The organism is Chryseobacterium sp. FH1, from assembly GCF_000735135.1.
Classification (GTDB): domain Bacteria; phylum Bacteroidota; class Bacteroidia; order Flavobacteriales; family Weeksellaceae; genus Epilithonimonas.
In genome coordinates this window covers 85,222-107,103 of the sequence record NZ_JPLZ01000002.1, presented here as the reverse complement: position 1 = coordinate 107,103, position 21,882 = coordinate 85,222, and the positions used below count along the sequence as shown (strand labels likewise).

Sequence of the window (21,882 nt, the reverse complement as noted above, 5' to 3'; positions counted from 1 at the left end):
CTTAAAGAGAATAATATTTCTGTAATATATTACAAAGATAAGATTCTTTATTTGTAAGGCCATTATTCCGAAAGTATTCTTCGACATCTGGAACATTAATGTCGTATCCAGAACCGCTTTTTATGAGATTAAGATCAAGTTTCGTATCGTAAAAACGTTCTATGATTTCCAAAATTTCAATGATTGCATAATTTTGAATGTATGCAACATTTACAATTTTATTAAGGATTTGGTTATCTAATAAATTAAAAGTGATTTTTTTAATATCCTCTGCATCTATAAGGTTTCTGGTTGCTTTTGTATGAACATTGATAGTTTCGTTATTCCTGATGGATCGGATGAGGTAGTTCATCAGAAGATTTGGATTTCCACCTTGTCCAACGGCATTGCTTACCCTTAGTATCAAATATCTATCACAAAGATTTTTGATAATTTGTTCCATTTTCACTTTATGAAGCACATAGTCACTACCAGTTTTGGAAGAGTCGTAGACGCTGCAGGTTGAAAAATAAACAAAAATTTTGTCGTTGTTTTCTCCTATTGTTTTTCTGATGAGGTTTTCTTCCCTCAAAAATTCTTCTGGTCTGCTTTCTAAAGAATTAGATACGCCAGACGCAAAAAAAACAGTATCTTCTCTATCATTTTCAAAAAAAATAGATGCTAAAAGTCCTCTTCCTATTATCATTGTAAAAGTTTTTTTAATATTGCTTCTGATGCTTTTCCATCACCAAAAGGATTTTTCTCCGATTTGAAAATGAATTCTTTCTCCTCATTCCAAATCTTGTAAAACTCATTTTTAATTTTTTGCAAATTGCTACCGACCAAAACACCACAATTGCAGTCCAAAACTTCTGGTCTTTCTGTTTCTTCCCTCAAGATCAAAACTCTTTTTCTAAGACTTGGAGCCTCTTCCTGAATCCCGCCCGAATCTGAAATGATTAATTTTGCAGAAGCCATTTTCCTAATCGTATCCAAGTAGGGAAGTGGTTCTGTAAATATTAGATTGTCAGGCTTTTTATTATCAAAAACATCTAGGATGATTTTTCTTGTATTTGGATTTGGATGCAAGGCCCACTCGAAAACAATTTCTGGATTTTCTGTTGCCAGTTCTTTGATGGCTTGAGCAATTTCCTGCAATGGTTTACCAATGTTTTCCCTTCTGTGGGCTGTGATGAAGACCTTGTTTTGATATTCAATTTCGATATTTTCTTTTTCCAGAATGTATTGGATCATATCCACAATGGTATTTCCCGTCAACAATATTTTATTTCTCGGAATTCCTTCTTTCAAAAGATTGCTTTCTGATAATGTGGTGGGTGCAAAATTCACATCGCTCCCAAGAGAAACAACTCTTCTGTTGTACTCTTCCGGGAATGGCATTCTGATATCTGTGGTTCTAAGTCCAGCTTCGATATGATAGAATTTTCTCTTTTCCATAAAAGCGACGATGGACGAAGCTAAAACCGTAAAGGTATCCCCCTGAGCTACAATCTTTGTAATGTTTTCTTTATGAACAAGGTCGGACAAGCTGTTGATCAGTTTTGCTACCAAATTGGAATTGGTAAAATCTAGTGACTGAACGGAAAGTCTGAAATCTGGTATCACTTCGAAGCTTTCTTCCATTTTTGTAAGAAGATCATCGTGCTGACCAGTATTTACTACAATAACTTCTTCATTTTGCAGACGAAACTGGTGGATCACGGGAAAAACTTTTAGAAATTCTGGCCTGGTTCCGTAGACAATTGCAATTTTATAACTCATCAATTAGTTTTGTGTAAAAATAATAAATCCTATGGTTTTATCCGTTTTAAAATATGTTTAAATAACATTCTTAAAGGAAATTGATCCAGAATCTCATCAGCTGTAATGATTTTGAGATTGTTGACGGCATTATGAATTTCTTTTTTCCCCTGCTTTATTTCCGCTACATTTTTCAGATGATGGTAAGCGTGGACGTAATCTTTGAATGGATTCGGTGTATCTCGCTCGTGCCAAGTCCCTACAAAATGATGAGCGGCGTAATTTTTCGGAAGATCCAAACAGAAATACGTGGATGGATAGATGACTATTCCATCTGCAAGTTCTTGATATTCGTCTTTTTCAGGATTGGCTTTGTAATGGTTGGTGAGAAGATCTGATACAAAAACAGTATTCGTTGTCAAATCAAAATCGGTCTTTTGATTGTAAAAATCCAAAACCTTTTTTGGCCAAGGATGGTCTTTTTCAGTGCCCCAAAGTGCTGTGAAAGGAGAGCCTTTGATTTCAAATCCGGAAAATGCGCGGTGGACCAAAAACTCATCCAGGGAAAATTTGACTTCCACATCGATATCCATATAGATTCCACCTTGCTCAAACAAAGCTAATGCTCTTGCATAATCTGAAACAAAGGCCCATTTTTTCTTTTCTGTCGCAAGACGGACATATTCGCAACAAGTGAGGTCAAAATTGGATTCGTTCCATTCTATGATTTCGTAATCCGGAAGATTTTTCTTCCAAGAATCAAGACAGATGTAGAAAGATTCTGGTTTTGGGTTGCCACCGAACCAACAGTAATGTATTTTTTTTGGGATCATTTTCTATTTATTTTAAATATCTAAGCCTTAGTATTACTTTGATAGAGTTGATATATCCTATCCTAAAAGGATTTAAATATTGGATTGTAGTGCCTATAATCTCTGATTTTTTGAAATCAAATTTTTTCATCATCAATATCAGGGCATAAAATTTTTCCAACTCTATAGATTTGTCATATTTAGCAAATTTTATTTTTTTATTCTTTTGCCAAACAAAAATCAAAGAGGATAACCATTCTTTTGATAGTTGTCCTGTAGATCTGTGTTCCAAGGTAACAAGAGAAGTTACAATATTTTGGTATTTTTGAGATACACGAAGAGAAAAATCCATATCATAGCCATGATAGCCACGAATGCTTTCGTCAAATTTGAATTCAGAAAAAACTTTCGCACTGCAGGCTAAAAAGACACCGTCTAGACTTTTGACATTTTCATTTTTAGAATCTGTTTTGAAATTGACTCTATCTAATATGATCTCTTCTTTGTCTGGATATTTCTGAATAAAATGCATTTTCTTCAAATTGCTAGAGAACCAGTATGATGGAACATACGATGCGTAGTCCTCGCCTGCAATCCCTACTACTCCAATATCTGTATCAGAAATAAGGTTTATTAACTCTTGTCCCCAATCTGTACTTCTAAAAATGGTGTCTTCGTGTACAAAAAGCAAGTTTGCATAATTTGCCTGGCGTGCTCCTTGGTTGTAGGCTTGTGCTAAGCTCATCAATCCATGGTTTTCTATGCGGATTATTTCATATTTTGTATCACCAATGCTTTGTGACACTGATTTTTCAAAACTTTTATAATATTGATCGTTGTATGAAGAAACGATGATTGAGATCATTAAAATTGATTAAAGTTAAAATCAGAGATTATATTCCAATTGGGGTTTGTCTGGTACAGATCTGTATTTTTTATTTTTCTACTTCCAAAGATAGGACAATATGTTTGCTGTGTATTTTCGTACATGTAATTTGATATGTATGCTGCCCAAAACGAAAAAGTAGAGTTGGATAGAATCAATTCTTCCGAGTTGATCACTTCCAAGAAACTATCAGTTACAGGATTTTGAAAATCTGGAAAAGTAAGTTCTGCAGTGTATTTTTTTAGAAATTGTAATTCCTGTCTGCACCACATCATATTATCTGAGACAATTTTGATGTTTTGAAAATATGAAGACGACAAATGGACTTCAAAAACATGCCTGATGAAACCAATCTGGTCATAACCGTATATCGATGAGTTTCCCTTCTCGTAAAAATCGCCACGTCTAACGTTGATACAGAGTTTGGAGGGTTCCTGGCTTTGTTTTAAATTGTTTCTCACATTATCGATCAAATATTTTTTTATGAATCCATTGAGTTGTTCCAAAGTAAAATGCGTTCCAAAGACCTGGTAGAAGTTATTGTCTTTGTCTTTTTCATGATAAAATCTAATATCTTCTTCTTTGACAACGAATTCTGAAAGCTGAGGAAAAAGTTTTAAGATTTCTTCGAAGTGCTTGGTCTCTAAGATTTTCATTGTTTTGCCTTGACATTCAAAAATGTATGCTCTCAAAAAAAAATAGAGGAGATTGCCAAAGCGGGCACCCTTTGGTGTGATCAAGACCTCGGAAGAATCTCCCGAGATCTGACGTGCTAGTTTTTTGATCAGTCCTTTCATCCTAAATCGATTTCCACAAATTACTTAAATATTTTAAGAAAGAATGCCTGTCAGATAACTGTTGTAATAATAGCTGCTGGTAGTATCTATTAAAAAAACTGTGTTTGCGAGTTTCTAATTCGATTTTGACACGGTTTTCCATGACAATGTCACGTGTTTTTTTGTATCCCTGTGAATTGTTGTTGGTGATAAGATCACGATATACATTATAAGCAAATTCAGATTGTTCTCTACGTTTTAGAGAGGCAAACACATTTTTACCATGTATCCTGTAGACTGCATCAAAATCTTTTGTGTACAAGCCCAAACCGTGATCCAAGATGTGATGCTTAATGTGTGTGTCACAATAATATTGGTACTTATGTCGCAATTCCAAATCCAAAGCAGAATTTCGGAAAACAATTGTCATGGTTTGAATTCTGAGAAATGCCTCAAAATCCTCTTGAGAAAATTTGAAACTCTCTTGCCCTAGAAAGAAATCTTTTCTGAAGTAAGGATAATCTTTTGTAGAACCATCATTGTACAATTCTTTATATTGGTGACACGTGAGTACTACATCTGGATTATTTTCTAATAGGTCTATTTGCTTTTGCAGTTTGTCTGGATTGGTCCAAAAATCGTCTCCTTCACACATCGCGATGTACTTTGCACCAGAATCCTTACATTTTTGTAATGTGAAAATGAAATTCGGCATCCATCCAAGATTTTTTTCTTGAGAAAAGAATGTGACCAAATTTTTATTTGGATGGCTGGCTAGAAAATCCTGAACTACATTTTTGGTATTATCCGTGGAACAATCGTCTGACAGTATGATTTCAAAATCAAAATCAGTTTTTTGATTGAGTACATTTTCTAATGCTTCTATAATATAATCTTGCTGATTGTACGAAATCATGAAGACAGAAACCAAGGCTTTGCTATCGTTCATAAGATCAATTTTTAGTATTAATATAATAAAAAAACATGTGTAGAATTTTATAATTTTCGCGTAAACTAAATAGTAAAGGTCTATAAAATTTGAAAAAAACTGCTATTTTTTCAGATTTCGAATATTTGAACCTATTTAAATATCGGAAAAATATCTCATAAGAAGATAACTCATTTGAGTGAGAAAAATTTGAGGGTTTGAAGATATGCTTAGAATAGATATTAATGATCCTGTCCAGCCATTGTCTTGTGATGGTACCCGAAGATAAATGCGTAATGAGAATGTCTGGGATAACATAGTTTTGACTGTTCTTTGAGAAATCCAAGCTAATCTCCACATCGTAGCCGTGAAAATCTTTATTGTTGTCATTAAATTTTGTGACAGCCCATTTTTCCTTTGTCATTGCCAAGAAAACGCCATCCGTAATTATTACTTTTTTGGGATTCTCTAATCTGTGCGAGTGGGTTTCTTTTTCTTTGGTTATTTGATCAAGATGTAAAAAACGATGTTCTAAGAATGACCACCATCCTACTGGGACGATTGATTTGTAGGAAGTACCTGCAACAGCTAATATTCCTGGATTTTCCAGCTTAGAAAAATGGGATATTAGTTTTTCTCCCCAGTTATCGGTCTGGAAGAGAATGTCTTCATGAATAAATAGGAGATAGTCATGTTTTGACTGGGCAGCACCTTTGTTGTAGGCTTCGCAAACACCCATCAAGCCAGGGTTTTCTATTTTTATGATTTCGTAGGCAGTATTTCCAATGGTTTGTGAGATACTGTTGCAAACGTTTTTGTAGTAATCTTCTTGATATGAGGATATAATGATTGAAAGCATTTGTGTTGGATATTAAAATAAAAGATCATCAGAATTAACCCAATTTCTTTAACCTTTTATTGGTGATTGCAACTATGTTTTTTGGTGACCCAAGTCTTATGATTTTAAATAAGAAATCAAAGAAGGGAACTTCTAATTTAAAATTTATTTTCCTGTAAAAATATATCAATTGATCCTGTACAAAAGATTTTGCAGTTTCTGATGCATTTAGCTGATACAAATAATCTAAGATATTGTAGTAAAAAAAGAAAACATGGATCAATGTTTTTTTCTCACTTTGAGCCAGACCCTGGGTTATGTTATCGGGATGATATCTTTTGAGTGTTACGATTTCATCACAAAATCCATTTTTAGATGATTTAAGCACCAATTGTGTCATCAGAACATTTTCTAAGTCTGATTGATATTTCTGATAAAAAGGACTTTCTTTTGCTAATGCTGATTTTACAATGAGATCGTTTGTGAAAAACCTCATTTTGTTGGTGAGGTAATTGTCTGCTGTGAATTCGTATGTTTGATAGTAAGAATAATCTATATACTCATCTTCATCCGATGGCTGACCAAAGTGCTTGGATTTGAAAACGGCATAATCCAAATCAGCTCTTACTACAAAATTCAATTTTTTCTCGAGATGGTCTGTAGTCATGAGATCATCACTATCGAAGTAAATGATATAATCACCTTCAGATTTACTCATTCCGATATTTCTGCAAGCGTTTGCACCTTTCGGATATTGTGCAGGACGCTGGAATAGTTTGAAACGTGGGTCTTTTTCGAGATATGTATGGATTACGGCCACAGAATTATCTGTTGATCCATCATCAACGATTAGGCATTCCCAGTTTACGTAGGTCTGTCCAATGATCGAATCCAGCGTCCCTCCGATAAGAGATTCGCGATTATAATTGGGGATGACGATGGAGACTAGATTATTCATAATTTAAAATAAATACTTTGTAAGTTTTAACCCTCGTGAGACATTATCTTTTAAAACCTCAAATAGAATATCAAGATTGACTTTCTGTTTTGAATTGTAATAGTGTTTTTTTAAATTATTAAGAATTTCTTCTTTTTGATTTGAAGTAAATAAAGTATAATAATTTAAGATGATACATTTATAAAACTCGCTAGTTGCCAGGGCTTTTGTTTTTAAATTGTCAGATTTTGATGAGATGTTGATTCCAGAAGATCTTACATTGACATACGACGTATTGTTGTATAAAATCTTATTGTTTTCCGCCACTTCAAATATAAGAAGATCATCACTATGCCATGCTAATGGTAGGTGTCTGAATTTAAATTTCTGAAAACCAGCTGTCCTAAAAATATTTTCTGAAAGTGAAGATAGGCTAGAGTGGCATATTCTGGACATGATAAACGATTTTCTGTCGAGAATATCGGTACTAAATGAAGATTTTTTTATAAAATTACTTTTTGCATCTACAATGTTGATTGGATATTTCAAAACATTGATTTGTTCCTCATTCAATCTTGCCAACGAGTTATAAAATTCGGCAACGAAATCCTCTGCGATCGTGTCATCATCACCTAGAATTTGAAACCATTCTTCTGTGGTATTTTCCAAAATGCGTTCCCAATGCTTTACAAGATTCTCTCCACCGAGATTTGTTTTGTAATTGTAATATTTATAATTTTCCTGCGCAAAATATTTTTCAATCAAAGGCGAAGGATCATTGGGGCTGGCATCATTACCAATATATAATGTAAATCCTTTATTTGTTTGATTGGCAACAGATTTTAGAGTTTCTTCAAAAAAATCAATGTTATAGAAGGGAATAACAATAGCCAGTTTATTCATTGTTCTCTATTAATTGATTATATAACTCTAAACGCTTTTCCGATAAAAATTTTGGACTGAAATTGGTGTTGACGAATTGATATGCCTGCTCTACTAATTTTGCTCTCTGCTCACCATTATTTTTTAAAAACAATATTTTTTCTATCAGTTCGCTTGGATTCTGGAAGGATAAGAAAATCTCGTTCTCTGTAGCATTAATGCCCTCGATGCCAATATGTGTACTTATCACAGCCGTTTTTATCAGGAAAGCACTTAGGATTTTGGTTCTAATTCCGCTTCCGATCCTTAAAGGAACAATGTTTATACTTTTACGCAATGAAGCAGATAGATTATCTACAAAACCTTCAAATACGATATGGTCACATTCAAACTTTAAGATATTTTCTGTTTTCCAATGTCCAATGACGTGAAGTTTTAAACCAGACTTTTCATAGATTTCTCTCCCTATCTCATAATACCATTGTACTGCATCAAAATTGGGATAGTGGTTGTCTCCTCCTACAAAGGTCAATTTGTCAATACTGTCAAGATTATTATTTTTACTGTCGTTTTCTGTCTCTAAGAAAGGGAAAGGAATAACAGACACATTATCAATGTGATGATTTGATAAATGCTGTTTGTCATTATCACTGAAGACAATGATGTGGTCAAATTTTTTCAGCAAACTGTCTTCAATAGATTTTGTCAATTCATAATTGTATGTGGTGAATGAATTGGAGTAAGCTGTGTTTTTTTCTGCAGACTTTAATAGCTCAGATTGGATCTCATGATGTACGAACAATTTTGGGATCGTAGTTTCCAGAGAAGATAAAGTCAAAAAAGGAACTTGTTCTACCTGAATCAAGTCTACCTTGTTGTCTTTCAGAAAATTTTCAACTTGTAATATGTATTGCTCAGATATAGGACGGAGGTACCATAGCGCTATATCAAAAATAGTTTTATTCTTTTTCTTTTGTATTTTATCTTGTGAGTATTTTGGAAAACGCTTCTTGAGTAGTCTATAAATCTTTGTGATGACAGAATATTCTACTTTCTCGTTCTCAGTAACTACATTTATGATGTTGACATTTTTCCATTTGAGTTTCAAGCTATCGGAGTTTGCCTGATCTGAACTACTGTTGATTTGAAAGATGTAAGTAATATCAACAAATTCTCTCAGATAATCCGTAAAGCCGAATTGCGCTATGTTCCCTCCGACATTCAATGGGTAAGGAATATCACTTGTTAGGATCAGTAGTTTTATCTTCTTATTAATCATCCTAAAAAAAATTAACGGTTAATTAAATTCAGTTCATCATTTAATTTATTCATGATGTTGCCGTAAACAATGTCATTAGAAAGACTAAAGCCACTTTTAGAATGTGATTTGAAATATTTGATTATTTTAACAAAATTACTTAGTTTCTGAGACTGTCTGATGGCTTTGTTTCCACTGTAAGAAGTGTAAGTTGGAATGGAGATCTTAGTGCTGTTTTGCACGCCGATACTCAATAACCAATCTGTCCATTTAAATTCTGAAGTCAATAAAGATTCTCCATACACTTCACCCATGAAAACCCTCTTCCACGGTACCCTAAGCACATCTGCTACGATGGCCCCATGCATTGCAGAAGCTATGATTGTCTTAGATTTTGCTATCTCTTCTAATATGAATTGAACATTTCCTGTAGGAAAGATGATATGAATACCAGTTACTTTTTCTACCAATTTCCAATCTATCAAATCGATATGTCTAAAATAAGGCATAAATGATACCTCATATTTTTTGTTAATATTGTCGAGAGCGGACATCGCATTTTTTTCTAATGCAAGACAATATGCAGAGTCGGTGATAAACTTGCTGTCAATGTTTAGTGATTTTGCAGTCAGTGGTCCTCGGACGAATCTAATATCTAGTTTATACTTCTCGTTTGGCTGATAAAGAAAATCTCTAGAGCCGGATCCAAAAATTAAATTTGTTTTTTCCTCATCTAAAAATTGATCCAATAAGATTGAGCCAATACCCACAAAATTAACCTCATTGTTCACTTCTGAGAAATTCGGAATTAGCTGGTTCCATAAATATGGATTCAAATCATCGCCAAAATTACCGTTTTCTGATTTATAGTAAGCTAGATTCATCGCTATGAGTATAATGATTTTATAGAATTAAGCAAAGACTGATAATAACCGTTTATACTAAAATCTTTATCAGATAAAAGTAAGTTACTAAGTTTTTGATTATCTGGTTCAATTAGAACTTTTACACCACAAGCTTTTGCTTCTAAAACAGCCCTTTCTCCACCTCCATGTAAGCTTGCAGGGATGTAAACTAATTTCGATGAATTTATGTATTTTGCTAATGCTTCCTGAGAAACATAATCAATAATCTTGATACTTGGGTCTAATTTGCTTAAAACAGAATCTGAATTAATTGAATTCTTGTTACCAATTATCAGCTTTTCATTTCCTTCAATATCGTTTAATTTTTCAAATCGTTTATAAGGCTCCAACATTCCTACTGAAAGAACATCTATAGTCTTCTCTAAATTCTGAGGAAAAAATTTGTCTGTGTTTACACCAAAGGCTTGGAACTTATTTGGATGGCTTGAAATTTTATTAATATACTCATCCGTCTCATACCAAATGATATCGAATTTCCAAATATCACTTTTATATTTGGGAGCAACAGAACAAGAAACAGCAATCCCTTTTAATGAGTTGATACCTTCCAATGAGTTGATATAATCATCAACGATCCAATTCCAGCAACTTTTAGCTAAAATTAAATCATACTTATTAAGTTCTTCTGCAGTTGGTTTTACATCTTCTAAGTTGAACCACTTTACATCAAAATCTTTAGAGAGTAGTTCAACAGCTTTTGTAAAGCCATCTTCCCAATGATTGTACTTTTCTACATTTGTTTTCGGTACGTAATATACAATTGCAATACTATTGATTACTTTTCTCCGTTTTCTAAAAGAAGCTAATCTTTTTTTTAATAAAAATTGGTTGTATTTACGATGCAAATAATTTTCTACCCTCTTAATCATTTACAACTTGATTTGTATTAACCTCATAGAAAACTGGAGAGAATTCTGCAAACTCCAGCCCTTCTATTTTAAATTTAACATAATCTCTGTAAATGGTTAAGAATTCCTCGATCTGGAAACTATTATCTTTCTTATTTACAGCCAGCATATAGGTAATAGAATACTCACCGTTTATTAATCTCGTATTCAAAAGATCGATTGAAATTGTTGATTGATCTGCTCCCTTAAAATATCCATTAAAACGATTTGTGTAAACAGATCCTACAATCTTCATATCTTTATCACTAATACGTATAATGGCAAAATATTCACTGTAATCTTTTTTCAAAGCTACGTCAAATTTTAATTGAATCGTATCACCAAATGGAATGTTTACAACTTGTTTTGCATCCTTTTCGAAATTTATATTTTGATTATTAACAACAAAATTGGATAACGCTGCACCATCCTGTGTTTCTATCAATCCTAATTTGCTGTTGTTAAATTCATTTAGATACAAATCAATTCCTTTATGAATATTGGTGCCATGATAGTAGGATCTTCCATGTCGCATAAACATCACTTGATTACAAGTTCTGGCAACATCTGTCATTGAGTGGCTTACAAATATCACCGCCGCTTTTTGCATAATTTCCAAGGTCTTATTGAATGATTTGGTTCTAAAACCTACATCCCCTACTGCTAAAACTTCATCCAAGATCAACACATCCGGTTCTGTAAAAGCGGCCACAGAAAAACCTAGGCGTACCTTCATCCCAGAACTGTAATATTGTACAGGTGTATCTATAAACTCTTCTAGTTCAGAGAAAGCTACAATATCATCATATTTTGCCCTGATTTCCTTATCAGTTAGACCAAGAACAGCACCATTATTATAGATGTTTTCTCGTCCTGTAAGAATCGGATTGAAGCCGGCTGTTAATTCAATCAAAGCGTTTACGCGACCTTTCATCGTGATTTTTCCACGATCTGGAGCTATCAACCCTGTAATCACTTTCAATAATGTGGATTTCCCAGCACCGTTGTGACCTAATAAACCAAGACATTCTCCCCGTCTAACTTCAAAGTTAATATCGTCTACCGCCCAAAACTCTTTTTTACGCAGTTCACGCTCATTTTTACCTGAGCCAAAAACACTGCTTCCCAAATCTTGCAAACCATAGAAAAGTCCGAGATTAAGATCTTTGCAGAACTTTTTGGAAACGCCTTCTGCTTTTATTAATACTTCCTGTTCCATAATGAATTACATTCGTTCTACAATGATAGGGATAGAAACCCGATAAAAAATCCATCCAATAAGTCCGATAACGAAGGTGCTGATAACTATTATCAGCAAATACGTAGGATTATCAAAGCCTCCCGTAGTTGCGAAATTTCTCAACGTATTGATGATGGGAGTCAGGGGGTTGAGATCAATGAAAGCTTGCAAACCCTTGATCTTAGTTTCTTTGTAGACAACGGGAGTTAGATACATTAGAAAAGATAAAATCATTGGGATTCCACGCCCCACATCAGTGTATAACAAACCAATTGGAGTAATGAATAAACCTACAGCAATACCGAAAATGACCAAAAATACAATTCCTAAGAAAAATCCGATGATTGACAATCCTAAACTAATCTTAAAAAAAAGCAAAGCAATGATCAAAATAGCTATTTTGATCCCCGTATTGAACATCGTTTTATAAAAGCCTGCAATGAGGATTGCTTCTTTCGGGAAATTAATTTTGGATATCAAAGATTTAGATGCAGTCGTTTGCTGCAGAGGCATTCCAACACTTTCCGTGAAAATACTCCACAGCATTGTTCCTATAAATACAAACAAAGGGTAGGGAATTCCTGTTCCGGGAATGCTGACAGCTCCAGAAGCACTTAGGAAAATCCAAACCAAGGCATTTGTCAAAGGGGTTATGAACGCCCAAAGAACTCCGAAGACAGATTGCCTGTATTCAGCTTTTTTATCGCGTATGAAAAGTCTTTTTGCTAAACCTAAAGAAGAAAATAAATCTTTAAACATCTCCCTTACCAAGGAAAATATGTTGTTATTTCTTTTGGTAGGTTCGTAAATTTTTATTTGCATCTTTCATTGTGTTTGTTTCAAATTTTATTTAATGAGATCTTTTAAATACTGTCCATATCCGCTCTTTCCATATTTTGAAGCGGTTTCCAGAAGTTTTTCTTCATTGATGAAACCGTTTCTGAAAGCAATTTCTTCGATACAACCAATCTTGAAGCCTTGTCTTTTTTCAATCACGCTAACAAACTCTGATGCGTCTTGTAATGAATCAAAAGTTCCAGTATCCAGCCAGGCCGTTCCTCTGTCGAGAACGCCAACTTCCAATTTACCTTTACTGAGGTAAACATTATTGATATCCGTGATTTCTAGTTCGCCTCTTGGAGATGGTTTGATATTCTTAGCGATTTCAACTACTTCATTATCATAGAAATAAAGTCCTGGAACGGCGTAGTTAGATTTCGGTTCAGTTGGTTTTTCTTCGATAGAAAGTGCTTTGAAATCGTTGTCAAATTCCACAACACCATATCTTTCAGGGTCGGAAACGTGATAAGCGAAAACAACACCGCCGTCTGGATTGGTTTTATTCTTAAGCAAAGTTCCCATTTCGGAACCATAGAAGATATTATCTCCCAAAACCAAAGCTGCAGAATCATCACCAATGAATTTATCACCAAGGATAAAGGCTTGTGCTAATCCATCTGGACTTGGCTGAACCACATACTCTATATTACAGCCCAATTGAGATCCATCGCCCAAAAGTTTGATAAATCCTGCCTGATCGTGAGGCGTTGTGATGATTAAAATATCTTTGATACCAGCTAACAACAATGTTGAAAGTGGATAATAAATCATTGGTTTGTCGTAAACTGGCATCAACTGTTTGCTGACTGCAATCGTCAATGGGAAAAGTCTGGTTCCGGATCCTCCGGCTAATATAATTCCTTTCATAAATTTGATATTAAATTAATTATACTGTCCGTCGTAATATTTTTGATAATCGCCAGAGGTTACATTCTCCAGCCATTCTTTATTCTCAAGGAACCAGTCGATGGTTTTTCCAAGACCTTGTTCGAAGGTTACAGATGGTTTCCAGCCAAGATCTTTATTAAGTTTTGTAGCGTCGATAGCGTAACGTTTGTCGTGGCCTGGTCTGTCTTTCACATAAGTGATCAGTTTTTCTGAATGTCCAGCAGGTTTCCCAAGCTTCTCATCCATTTGTTTGATCAATTCCTTTACTAAATCAATATTCTGCCACTCGTTGAAACCTCCAATATTGTAAGTTTCTCCTGTTTTAGATTCATTGAAAATCTGGTGGATAGCTTTCGCATGATCGATTACGAATAACCAATCTCTCGTATATTTTCCGTCACCATAGATTGGCAATGGTTTTTCATTAATGATATTCGAAATACAAAGAGGGATCAATTTCTCTGGAAAATGATTTGGACCATAATTGTTAGAACAGTTTGAAAGAATAAACGGCATTCCGTAAGTGTTTCCATAAGCTCTCACCAAGTGGTCAGAGGCCGCTTTACTTGCAGAATATGGAGATTGTGGATCGTAAGGCGTTGTTTCCAAGAAGAAACCAGTTTCTCCCAAACTACCGTAAACTTCATCCGTAGAAACGTGATAAAATAAATTTTGTCTAGGTTCATTAGGGAATCTTCCATGTGTATGATCTGGATTCAAAGTCCAAAATTCTATACAAAGATTAAGAAGATTTGCAGTTCCGTTTACATTCGTGTTGATGAATGCATTAGGATCCGTGATACTTCTATCTACATGGCTTTCAGCAGCCAAGTGTACAACGGCATCTGGATTGTATTTTTCAAAAACCTTTCTTAGTTCTTCAGGTTTTGTGATATCTGCTTTTTCGAAAACGTAATTTGGTTCGTTTTCGATGTCTTTTAGATTTTCAAGATTTCCTGCGTAAGTCAAAGCATCAAGATTGATGATTTTTGAATCTGGATTATTTTTTACAAATTCTCTTACGACGTGAGATCCGATGAAACCGGCTCCTCCGGTAATGATAATATTTTTCATAAATACTATATATTGTTTTTAGTTTTTTAAATTTTAATCGTTCCCGAATAAATCCCGGGTATAAACTTTTTCTTTAACATCATCCAGCTCCGGTGTTTTTCTGTTGGTTATAATGACATCACATTCTTGTTTAAAAGCATCCAGATCTCTATAAACTTTTGACCCGAAAAAGGCATCTTCTTTCATAACAGGCTCGTAAACAACGACCTCCACTCCTTTTGCCTTGATTCTTTTCATTATGCCTTGGATGGCAGAAGCCCGAAAATTGTCTGACCCGGATTTCATTATTAGCCTGTAAACACCAACTTTCTTAGGTTGTTTTGCCAAAATAGAGTCCGCAATAAAATCTTTTCTCGTACGATTGGCATCCACAATAGCTTGGATGAGGTTATTAGGAACCGAATTGTAGTTGGCAAGCAATTGCTTGGTGTCTTTCGGAAGACAATATCCTCCATATCCAAAAGACGGATTATTATAATGAGAACCAATTCTCGGATCCAACCCTACACCTTCTATAATTTGACGGCTATCTAATCCATGGATTTGGGAATAACTGTCCAGTTCATTGAAGTAGGCCACACGCATTGCCAAATAAGTATTCGAGAATAATTTGATGGCTTCTGCTTCTGTTGGGTGGGTGAAGAGCGTGGGAATGTCTTTTTTAATGGCACCCTCTTTCAAAAGGTTTGCAAAAATAGTTGCCCGCTCACTTTGCTCGCCAATTATGATTCTTGATGGGTAAAGATTGTCATAAAGAGCTTTTCCTTCTCTCAGAAACTCTGGAGAAAATATGATGTTGTTGAAATTTAGTTCTTTTTTCAGGTTTTCTGTAAAACCAACAGGAACTGTGGATTTTACAATGACTATTGCTTTCGAATTGTATTGTTTTACTTCTTCTATAACATTTTCAACACTGCGCGTGTTAAAGTAGTTTGTAGCAGGGTCATAATCAGTTGGTGTAGCTACTATAATAAAGTCAGCATTTTTATAAGCCTCTTCTTTATCAAGACTTGCTTTCAAGCTGAGACTCTTCGTTTTCAGAAATTCTATAATTTCATGGTCATCGATGGGAGATTGTCTGTTATTGATCATCTCTACCTTTTCCGGGATAATGTCCAACGCAATCACATCATGGTGTTGCGCTAGTAAAACAGCGTTAGAAAGACCAACGTAGCCGGTGCCAACAATTGTTATATTCACAGTGAATAAGTTTTAATTTCGGCAAAAATAAGAAAATTTACTTGAAGTGTATGTAAATGAAATATTAGCTTTTTGTTTGTTTTAATAAATTTGATTATCTTTGCCAAAGATTTACGGGAAAATGGGAAGGCTTTCGCAAGAATGCCTTTTTTCGTAGATGTAATTAGGAGGTAATATTATGGAATTTAAAACAGAATTAAGTCGATTACTTAATGAGTTTCTAGAAACTAGACCGGATCTTTTTTTAGTGGATCTGAAAATCTCTGCAACATTCGATGTCACAGTGATTTTGGATGGTGACAATGGGGTGACGCTTCAAGATTGTCTGGATGCCAGCAGAGCGATTGAGTTCAATATGGATCGCGAGATCCACGATTTCAGTCTGCAGGTAATGTCTTCAGGATTGAGCGAACCACTTGAATATCCGAGACAATTTAGAAAAAATATTGGCAGGGAGATCGAAGTGATGTTGAATGATTCTTCCGAAGTTGAAGGCGAACTTTTATCAGTCGATGACGAGAAGATCGTTTTGAGATTGGAATACAGAAGGCCAAAATTAGTCGGAAAAGGAAAAGAAGATGTGGTAGAAGAAAGAGAGATTCCTTACACCGACATCAAAAAAGCATTAGTAGTAATAAAATTTTAACAATTAGATGAATTGATTTTGATTCTGCAAAGATCAATTATCAACCATCATTTATCAATTATATATAGGATATGGATAATTTAGCTTTAATAGAAGCCTTTGGTGATTTTAAAGAAATAAAGAATATCAGCAAAATAGACTTAATGGCTATTATCGAAGATTCTCTTAAGACTCTTCTTAGAAAAAGATATGACTCTGATGACCATTTTGATGTGATCGTGAATCCTGACAAAGGGGATTTTCAGATTTTCTTGAACAAAACCATTGTTGAGGATGAGATGTCTGAAGATGACGATTTGGAAATCGAGATCTCTGAAGTTAGAAAGATCGATTCAACTTTCGAAGTTGGTGAGGAATATACGCAGGAGATCGAAGTTGCAAATCTTGGGAGAAGAAGTATCTTGACTTTAAAGCAGATCTTGGCTACGAAAATTCAGGAGCATTTCAACGCCTCTTTATATGAGCAATTCAAAGATAGAATCGGAGAAATTATCATTGGTGAAGTACACCATATCCGTCACAAACACGTGATCCTTTTGGATGATGAAGATAATGAATTCATCTTGCCTAAGGAAAATCAAATCCCTTCTGATTTCTTCAAAAAAGGAGAAACGGTGAAAGGAATTGTAGAAAGCGTTGACTTCCGAGGTTCAAAACCACAGATCATCGTTTCTAGAACAGCACCTAAGTTCTTGGAAGAATTGTTGGAGCTTGAAATCCCTGAGATCCAAGACGGAACGATCATTCTTAAAAAAGTGGTGAGAATTCCTGGTGAGAAAGCGAAGATCGCCGTTGATGCTTATGATGACAGAATTGATCCTGTTGGCGCTTGCGTTGGTGTGAAAGGTTCTAGGATCCACGGTGTGGTGAGAGAACTTAAAAATGAAAATATTGATGTGATCCAATGGTCAAAAAATCCAGAAATCTTTGTGAAGAGAGCTTTAGGAAATATCATCATCAATAAAATCGAAATAAACGAGGAGTCTAACTACGCTTTGGTCTACACGCCAGTGGAAGAGATTTCCAAAGTGATTGGTAAACAAGGACAAAATATCAAGTTGGCATCATGGTTGACAGGATATGAAATTGATGTTTACAGAGAAACTTCTGATGACGACGATGTTGAATTGAGAGAATTCTCAGACGAGATCGAAGCTTGGATCATCGACGAGTTCAAAAAAGTTGGATTGACGACTGCAAGAAGCGTCTTGGACAAAGATACCGATGCATTGTTGAAGATCGTGGATCTAGAAGAAGAGACCATCGAAGATGTGAAGAATATTCTAAGAGAAGAATTAGAAGGATAACAAAATGAAATACAGTTTTTTAAATTACTTTTGAAGAACTGAAATTTAATAAAAAGAAAAAAATAAAGCAAAAGCTTAAAACGCTAAAGCCAAAAGCAAATTTATATTTATGCCAAAAATAAGATTAAATAAAGCCGTTAAAGAACTTAACATTTCTATCCCAAGAGCTGTGGAATATCTGCAGGGAAAAGGGATCGACGTGGACAGTAATCCTAACGCTCTATTGGAAGAACAGGCATTTTCTGCATTGGAAGCTGAGTTCCGAAAAGATGGAGAACAGAGAAAAGCTTCTCATGAGGTGGTTATTTCTAAAGTTCCTGACGAAAAATTAGCGATCGAAGAAAAAGCACCTGAGGTTATAAGAGCCAAATCAAACGCAAGACCTGAAACCAGGATCTTGGGAAAAATCGACTTGAATCCTACGGCTAAGCCTACGGAAGAAGTTGCTCCTACACCAGAACCGGTAGTAGAAGAGAAAAAAGAAGTGCAACCAGAGGTTGTGAAAAAAGAAGAAAAACAAGAGTTCAAAGTTCTTGACAAAATTGATCTATCTACAATTGACACAGGAAGACCAAGATCTTCTGAGAAACCAAAGGTGACTGAGAAACCGAAAGAAGAACCAAAACCTGTCATCAAAGAAGAACCAAAGCCAGAACCTAAAGTTGAAGAACAACCAACAAAACCTGTTGAAATCGTTCAAGGTCCGGATTCTGAAGACTCTCAAAAAATAGAAACTGTTTATCAGAAATTAGACGGTCCAAAAATCGTAGGTGAAAAAATTGACCTTACACAGTTCAATAAAAAACCATCTTCTAATTCTAGTGCTGCTAAGAAAAAGAGAAAACGTATTACCAAAGATGTTCCGGGACAAACCAATACCAACCAAGGTGGAAACACACAAGGTGGTGCTAACAGACCTGCAGGACAAGGTAACAACCAAGGCAATCGTACGCCAGGACAAGGTGGAAACCGTCCGGGAGGAAACAACAATCGGCCAGGTGGAAACAACCGTCAAGGTGGAAACAACAGAGGTGGTCAGGGACAAGCTCGTACAATGCCAGTGGAATTGACAGATGAGCAAGTTAAAAATCAAATTAAAGAAACTTTAGAAAAATTAACCAACAAAGGCGGAAAATCTAAAGGTTCTAAACATAGAAAAGACAAAAGATCTTGGAGAAGAGAGCAGGATGAGATCCAACAGGAGATCGATGCTGCAGACAGAACTCTGAAAGTAACTGAGTTCATCACCGTTAGCGATTTGGCTAGTTTGATGAATGTAAGTGCGACAGAGGTGATTTCTGCTTGTTTCTCTCTAGGAGTAATGGTAACGATGAACCAGCGTTTGGAAGCCGACACATTGATGTTGGTGGCTGACGAGTTTGGTTTCAAGATCGAATTCTCTGATGCTGATGTTGAAGAAGCAGCAGCAGACGATGTTGAAGATTTGGCAGAAGATCTATTACCAAGAGCAGCTGTTGTTACCGTAATGGGACACGTGGATCACGGTAAAACATCTTTGCTGGATTATATTAGAAAAACAAATGTGATCGCTGGAGAATCTGGAGGGATTACACAGCACATTGGAGCATATAACGTGAAATTGGAAAGTGGACAGAGAATTACATTCTTGGATACACCAGGTCACGAGGCCTTTACCGCGATGAGAGCCAGAGGTGCTCAGATCACGGATATCGCTATCATCGTTGTTGCAGCGGATGACGACGTAATGCCACAGACGAAGGAAGCTATTGCACACGCACAAGCGGCTGGAGTTCCAATGATCATCGCGATCAATAAAGTAGATAAAGCAGGTGCAAATCCAGATAAGATCAGAGAGCAACTATCGGCAATGAATGTCTTGGTTGAAGAATGGGGTGGAAATGTACAGGCACAAGAGATCTCTGCTAAGTTTGGTAACAACGTAGATCTTTTGTTAGAAAAAGTATTGCTTCAGGCAGAAATGTTGGAGTTGAAATCAAATCCAAACAAGCAGGCAAGCGGCGTCGTGATAGAAGCCGCCTTGGACAAAGGTCGTGGATATGTAGCCACAATGTTGGTTCAAAACGGAACTTTGAAAGTGGGAGATTACGTGCTTGCAGGTAAAAACCACGGTAAAGTGAAAGCAATGCTTGACGAACGTGGAAAAGCAATGGAAAGTGCAGGGCCATCAATCCCAGTAACGATTCTAGGTTTGGACGGAGCACCAACTGCGGGAGATAAATTCAGAGTTTTCGCTGATGAGAAAGAAGCGAAAACCATTGCAAATAAGAGAGAACAGCTTCAAAGAGAGCAGTCTATCAGAACCAAGAAACATTTGACGCTTGATGAGATCGGTCGTCGTATCGCTCTAGGTGATTTCAAAGAATTGAATATCATCTTGAAAGGTGACGTGGATGGATCGGTTGAAGCATTGTCAGATCAATTACAGAGATTGTCTACTGAAGAGATCCAGGTAAATATTCTTCACAAAGGTGTTGGTCAGATCACAGAATCTGATGTGTTGCTAGCAGCTGCGTCTGATGCGATTATGATCGGCTTCAACGTAAGAGCAAGTGTAAATGCAAAAGATATTGCAGATAAAGAAGAAGTGGAGATCAGAACATATTCTATCATCTACCGAGCAATCGACGAAGTGAAAGAGGCGATGGAAGGAATGCTTTCTCCAGAGATTCAGGAACAAGTTATTGGTAACGTTGAGATCCGTGAGGTATTCCGAATTTCTAAAGTTGGATCTATCGCAGGATGTATGGTTCTTACTGGAAAAGTAACTAGAAACTCCAGCATTAGACTTCTTAGAGATGGCATCGTGAAATTCGATGGAGAACTGGAAAGTTTGAAACGTTTCAAAGACGATGTGAAAGAAGTGACCAAAGGTTACGAATGTGGACTTAATATCAAAGGATACAATGATATTGAAGTCGGAGATATTCTTGAGGTTTATGAGGAAGTAGCTGTTAAGAAAAAGTTAAAATAAGATTAAATTGATATAAAATAAAAGAGCGGGAAAATTTTCCCGCTCTTTTATTTTTTGATCGCAAAATAATTAAATGCTGTTGAAAAGTTTCTTTACATCTTTATCATTACTGAAGTCAACTTTATTACTTTTGAAATAAGCTTCGATGTTCGCTTGTTTATCTGGCAGCAAATCTATTAACTTCTTTTTATTTTTAGGAAGTTCCATGATTTTCCCATCGGCAGTTTTTATAAAAAATTCTATTTTTTGAGGGATAAATCTGGCAGGTGTTTCTTCAGCATAACTGTTTCTAGGTTTTTCAAAATCCTTGAACTCTACTCTTTCTTTTTTGTAGACCGTTATTGGATCCTTCTCGGAAATGACAAATAAATATCCTTCATACGGTTTTCCTTTATAGTCAAATTTTTCAAGGACAATGGTTTCGCCAGTGCTGATGATTTTTATTCTAGAAAAAGCCGGTTCACGGGGAATTACGTAGGCATTATTGTTTTGTTGTACCTCCATATCGTCTTTCAAAGCATTGTATCTTACTTTTGGGAAGCCATCTACATCTTTAATAGTGGCATCTATAAAGTTTTCATAAACATAAGCCGACCCTTGGATATTCTTATTCTTATTTTCCATATCAAAAACTTTGTCTTTAAAGAGCACGGTTCCTAAATTGGTACTACTGCCAAAAGTAATTTGGGCATAACTATTTACACTTATTGCTATTGTGAGTAAAAAAAAACTCTTTTTCATATTAATGATTTTAAATAGGTATAAAGCTACAAAAAAAGTTTTTTCTAAATCAATATTTTTAATAAAATTGTTACCTTGGTAATGAGTATTTAAAATTATAAT

General features: G+C 35.4%; 21 protein-coding genes. 3 read left to right on the top strand and 18 right to left on the bottom strand.

Annotation, left to right across the window (positions count from 1 at the left end; all coding sequences use genetic code 11):
* Window position 1: 1 nt before the first annotated feature.
* The 17 genes from IO90_RS01750 to IO90_RS01670 all read right to left on the bottom strand — a co-directional run bounded on the left by IO90_RS01750 (window position 2) and on the right by IO90_RS01670 (window position 16,112).
* Window positions 2-685, bottom strand: coding sequence for an NAD-dependent epimerase/dehydratase family protein (locus IO90_RS01750; RefSeq protein WP_034963336.1), 684 nt, complete (start codon window positions 683-685; stop codon window positions 2-4).
* Complete coding sequence (wecB, locus tag IO90_RS01745) at window positions 682-1,761, bottom strand: non-hydrolyzing UDP-N-acetylglucosamine 2-epimerase (RefSeq protein WP_034963333.1); 1,080 nt, start codon at window positions 1,759-1,761, stop codon at window positions 682-684. Before wecB ends, IO90_RS01750 begins: the two co-directional genes overlap by 4 nt.
* A gap of 29 nt (window positions 1,762-1,790) precedes the next feature.
* The gene (locus IO90_RS01740) at window positions 1,791-2,573 is read right to left on the bottom strand and encodes a glycosyltransferase family 32 protein (protein ID WP_034963331.1); all 783 of its coding nucleotides are present in this window, start codon (window positions 2,571-2,573) and stop codon (window positions 1,791-1,793) included.
* A gap of 7 nt (window positions 2,574-2,580) precedes the next feature.
* Entirely contained in the window at window positions 2,581-3,417 is an 837-nt protein-coding gene (locus IO90_RS01735) for a glycosyltransferase (protein ID WP_051878189.1), read from the bottom strand.
* Window positions 3,417-4,094, bottom strand: a complete 678-nt coding sequence (locus IO90_RS01730; protein ID WP_165570233.1) for an alpha-1,2-fucosyltransferase — start codon at window positions 4,092-4,094, stop codon at window positions 3,417-3,419. Before IO90_RS01730 ends, IO90_RS01735 begins: the two co-directional genes overlap by 1 nt.
* A 142-nt stretch (window positions 4,095-4,236) precedes the next feature.
* On the bottom strand, window positions 4,237-5,163 hold the full coding sequence (locus tag IO90_RS18245; RefSeq protein ID WP_051878187.1) for a glycosyltransferase: 927 nt from the start codon (window positions 5,161-5,163) through the stop codon (window positions 4,237-4,239).
* A gap of 4 nt (window positions 5,164-5,167) precedes the next feature.
* Window positions 5,168-6,001, bottom strand: coding sequence for a glycosyltransferase (locus tag IO90_RS01720; RefSeq protein WP_034963327.1), 834 nt, complete (start codon window positions 5,999-6,001; stop codon window positions 5,168-5,170).
* A gap of 34 nt (window positions 6,002-6,035) precedes the next feature.
* A complete protein-coding gene (locus IO90_RS18240; protein WP_051878185.1) occupies window positions 6,036-6,938 on the bottom strand; it encodes a glycosyltransferase family 2 protein in 903 nt (300 codons plus the stop codon).
* A gap of 3 nt (window positions 6,939-6,941) precedes the next feature.
* Window positions 6,942-7,820 (bottom strand): glycosyltransferase family 2 protein, encoded by an 879-nt coding sequence (locus IO90_RS01710; RefSeq protein WP_051878183.1) that lies wholly within the window; start codon window positions 7,818-7,820, stop codon window positions 6,942-6,944.
* Window positions 7,813-9,078, bottom strand: a complete 1,266-nt coding sequence (locus IO90_RS01705) for a glycosyltransferase (protein ID WP_034963325.1) — start codon at window positions 9,076-9,078, stop codon at window positions 7,813-7,815. Before IO90_RS01705 ends, IO90_RS01710 begins: the two co-directional genes overlap by 8 nt.
* Before the next feature lie 11 nt (window positions 9,079-9,089).
* On the bottom strand, window positions 9,090-9,941 hold the full coding sequence (locus IO90_RS01700; RefSeq protein WP_051878181.1) for a polysaccharide pyruvyl transferase family protein: 852 nt from the start codon (window positions 9,939-9,941) through the stop codon (window positions 9,090-9,092).
* 2 nt (window positions 9,942-9,943) lie between these two features.
* Window positions 9,944-10,852: a hypothetical protein gene (locus IO90_RS01695; RefSeq protein ID WP_034963323.1), complete on the bottom strand. Its 909-nt coding sequence runs from the start codon at window positions 10,850-10,852 to the stop codon at window positions 9,944-9,946.
* A complete protein-coding gene (locus IO90_RS01690; RefSeq protein WP_034963321.1) occupies window positions 10,845-12,089 on the bottom strand; it encodes an ABC transporter ATP-binding protein in 1,245 nt (414 codons plus the stop codon). The genes IO90_RS01695 and IO90_RS01690 overlap by 8 nt, the downstream gene beginning before the upstream one ends.
* A gap of 6 nt (window positions 12,090-12,095) precedes the next feature.
* Window positions 12,096-12,932 carry an ABC transporter permease gene (locus IO90_RS01685; RefSeq protein ID WP_076768749.1) on the bottom strand — a complete coding sequence of 279 codons (837 nt, stop codon included), beginning with the start codon at window positions 12,930-12,932 and terminating at the stop codon, window positions 12,096-12,098.
* Window positions 12,933-12,956: 24 nt separating this feature from the next.
* Window positions 12,957-13,817 (bottom strand): glucose-1-phosphate thymidylyltransferase RfbA, encoded by an 861-nt coding sequence (gene rfbA, locus IO90_RS01680; protein WP_034963319.1) that lies wholly within the window; start codon window positions 13,815-13,817, stop codon window positions 12,957-12,959.
* Between the two features lie 15 nt (window positions 13,818-13,832).
* Window positions 13,833-14,912, bottom strand: coding sequence for a dTDP-glucose 4,6-dehydratase (gene rfbB, locus IO90_RS01675; RefSeq protein ID WP_034963317.1), 1,080 nt, complete (start codon window positions 14,910-14,912; stop codon window positions 13,833-13,835).
* Window positions 14,913-14,945: 33 nt separating this feature from the next.
* Window positions 14,946-16,112: a nucleotide sugar dehydrogenase gene (locus IO90_RS01670; protein ID WP_034963316.1), complete on the bottom strand. Its 1,167-nt coding sequence runs from the start codon at window positions 16,110-16,112 to the stop codon at window positions 14,946-14,948.
* Between the two features lie 178 nt (window positions 16,113-16,290).
* Here IO90_RS01670 and rimP point away from each other — a divergent pair, with 178 nt between their 5' ends.
* From rimP to infB, 3 genes are all read left to right on the top strand, one after another.
* Entirely contained in the window at window positions 16,291-16,758 is a 468-nt protein-coding gene (gene rimP, locus IO90_RS01665) for a ribosome assembly cofactor RimP (RefSeq protein WP_034963314.1), read from the top strand.
* 71 nt (window positions 16,759-16,829) lie between these two features.
* Window positions 16,830-18,065, top strand: a complete 1,236-nt coding sequence (nusA, locus tag IO90_RS01660; RefSeq protein ID WP_034963312.1) for a transcription termination factor NusA — start codon at window positions 16,830-16,832, stop codon at window positions 18,063-18,065.
* A gap of 109 nt (window positions 18,066-18,174) precedes the next feature.
* Window positions 18,175-21,039, top strand: a complete 2,865-nt coding sequence (infB, locus tag IO90_RS01655; protein WP_034963310.1) for a translation initiation factor IF-2 — start codon at window positions 18,175-18,177, stop codon at window positions 21,037-21,039.
* Window positions 21,040-21,108: 69 nt separating this feature from the next.
* On the opposite strand, the gene IO90_RS01650 is transcribed toward infB, so the two are convergent.
* Window positions 21,109-21,780: a hypothetical protein gene (locus IO90_RS01650; RefSeq protein ID WP_034963308.1), complete on the bottom strand. Its 672-nt coding sequence runs from the start codon at window positions 21,778-21,780 to the stop codon at window positions 21,109-21,111.
* Window positions 21,781-21,882: the final 102 nt, after the last annotated feature.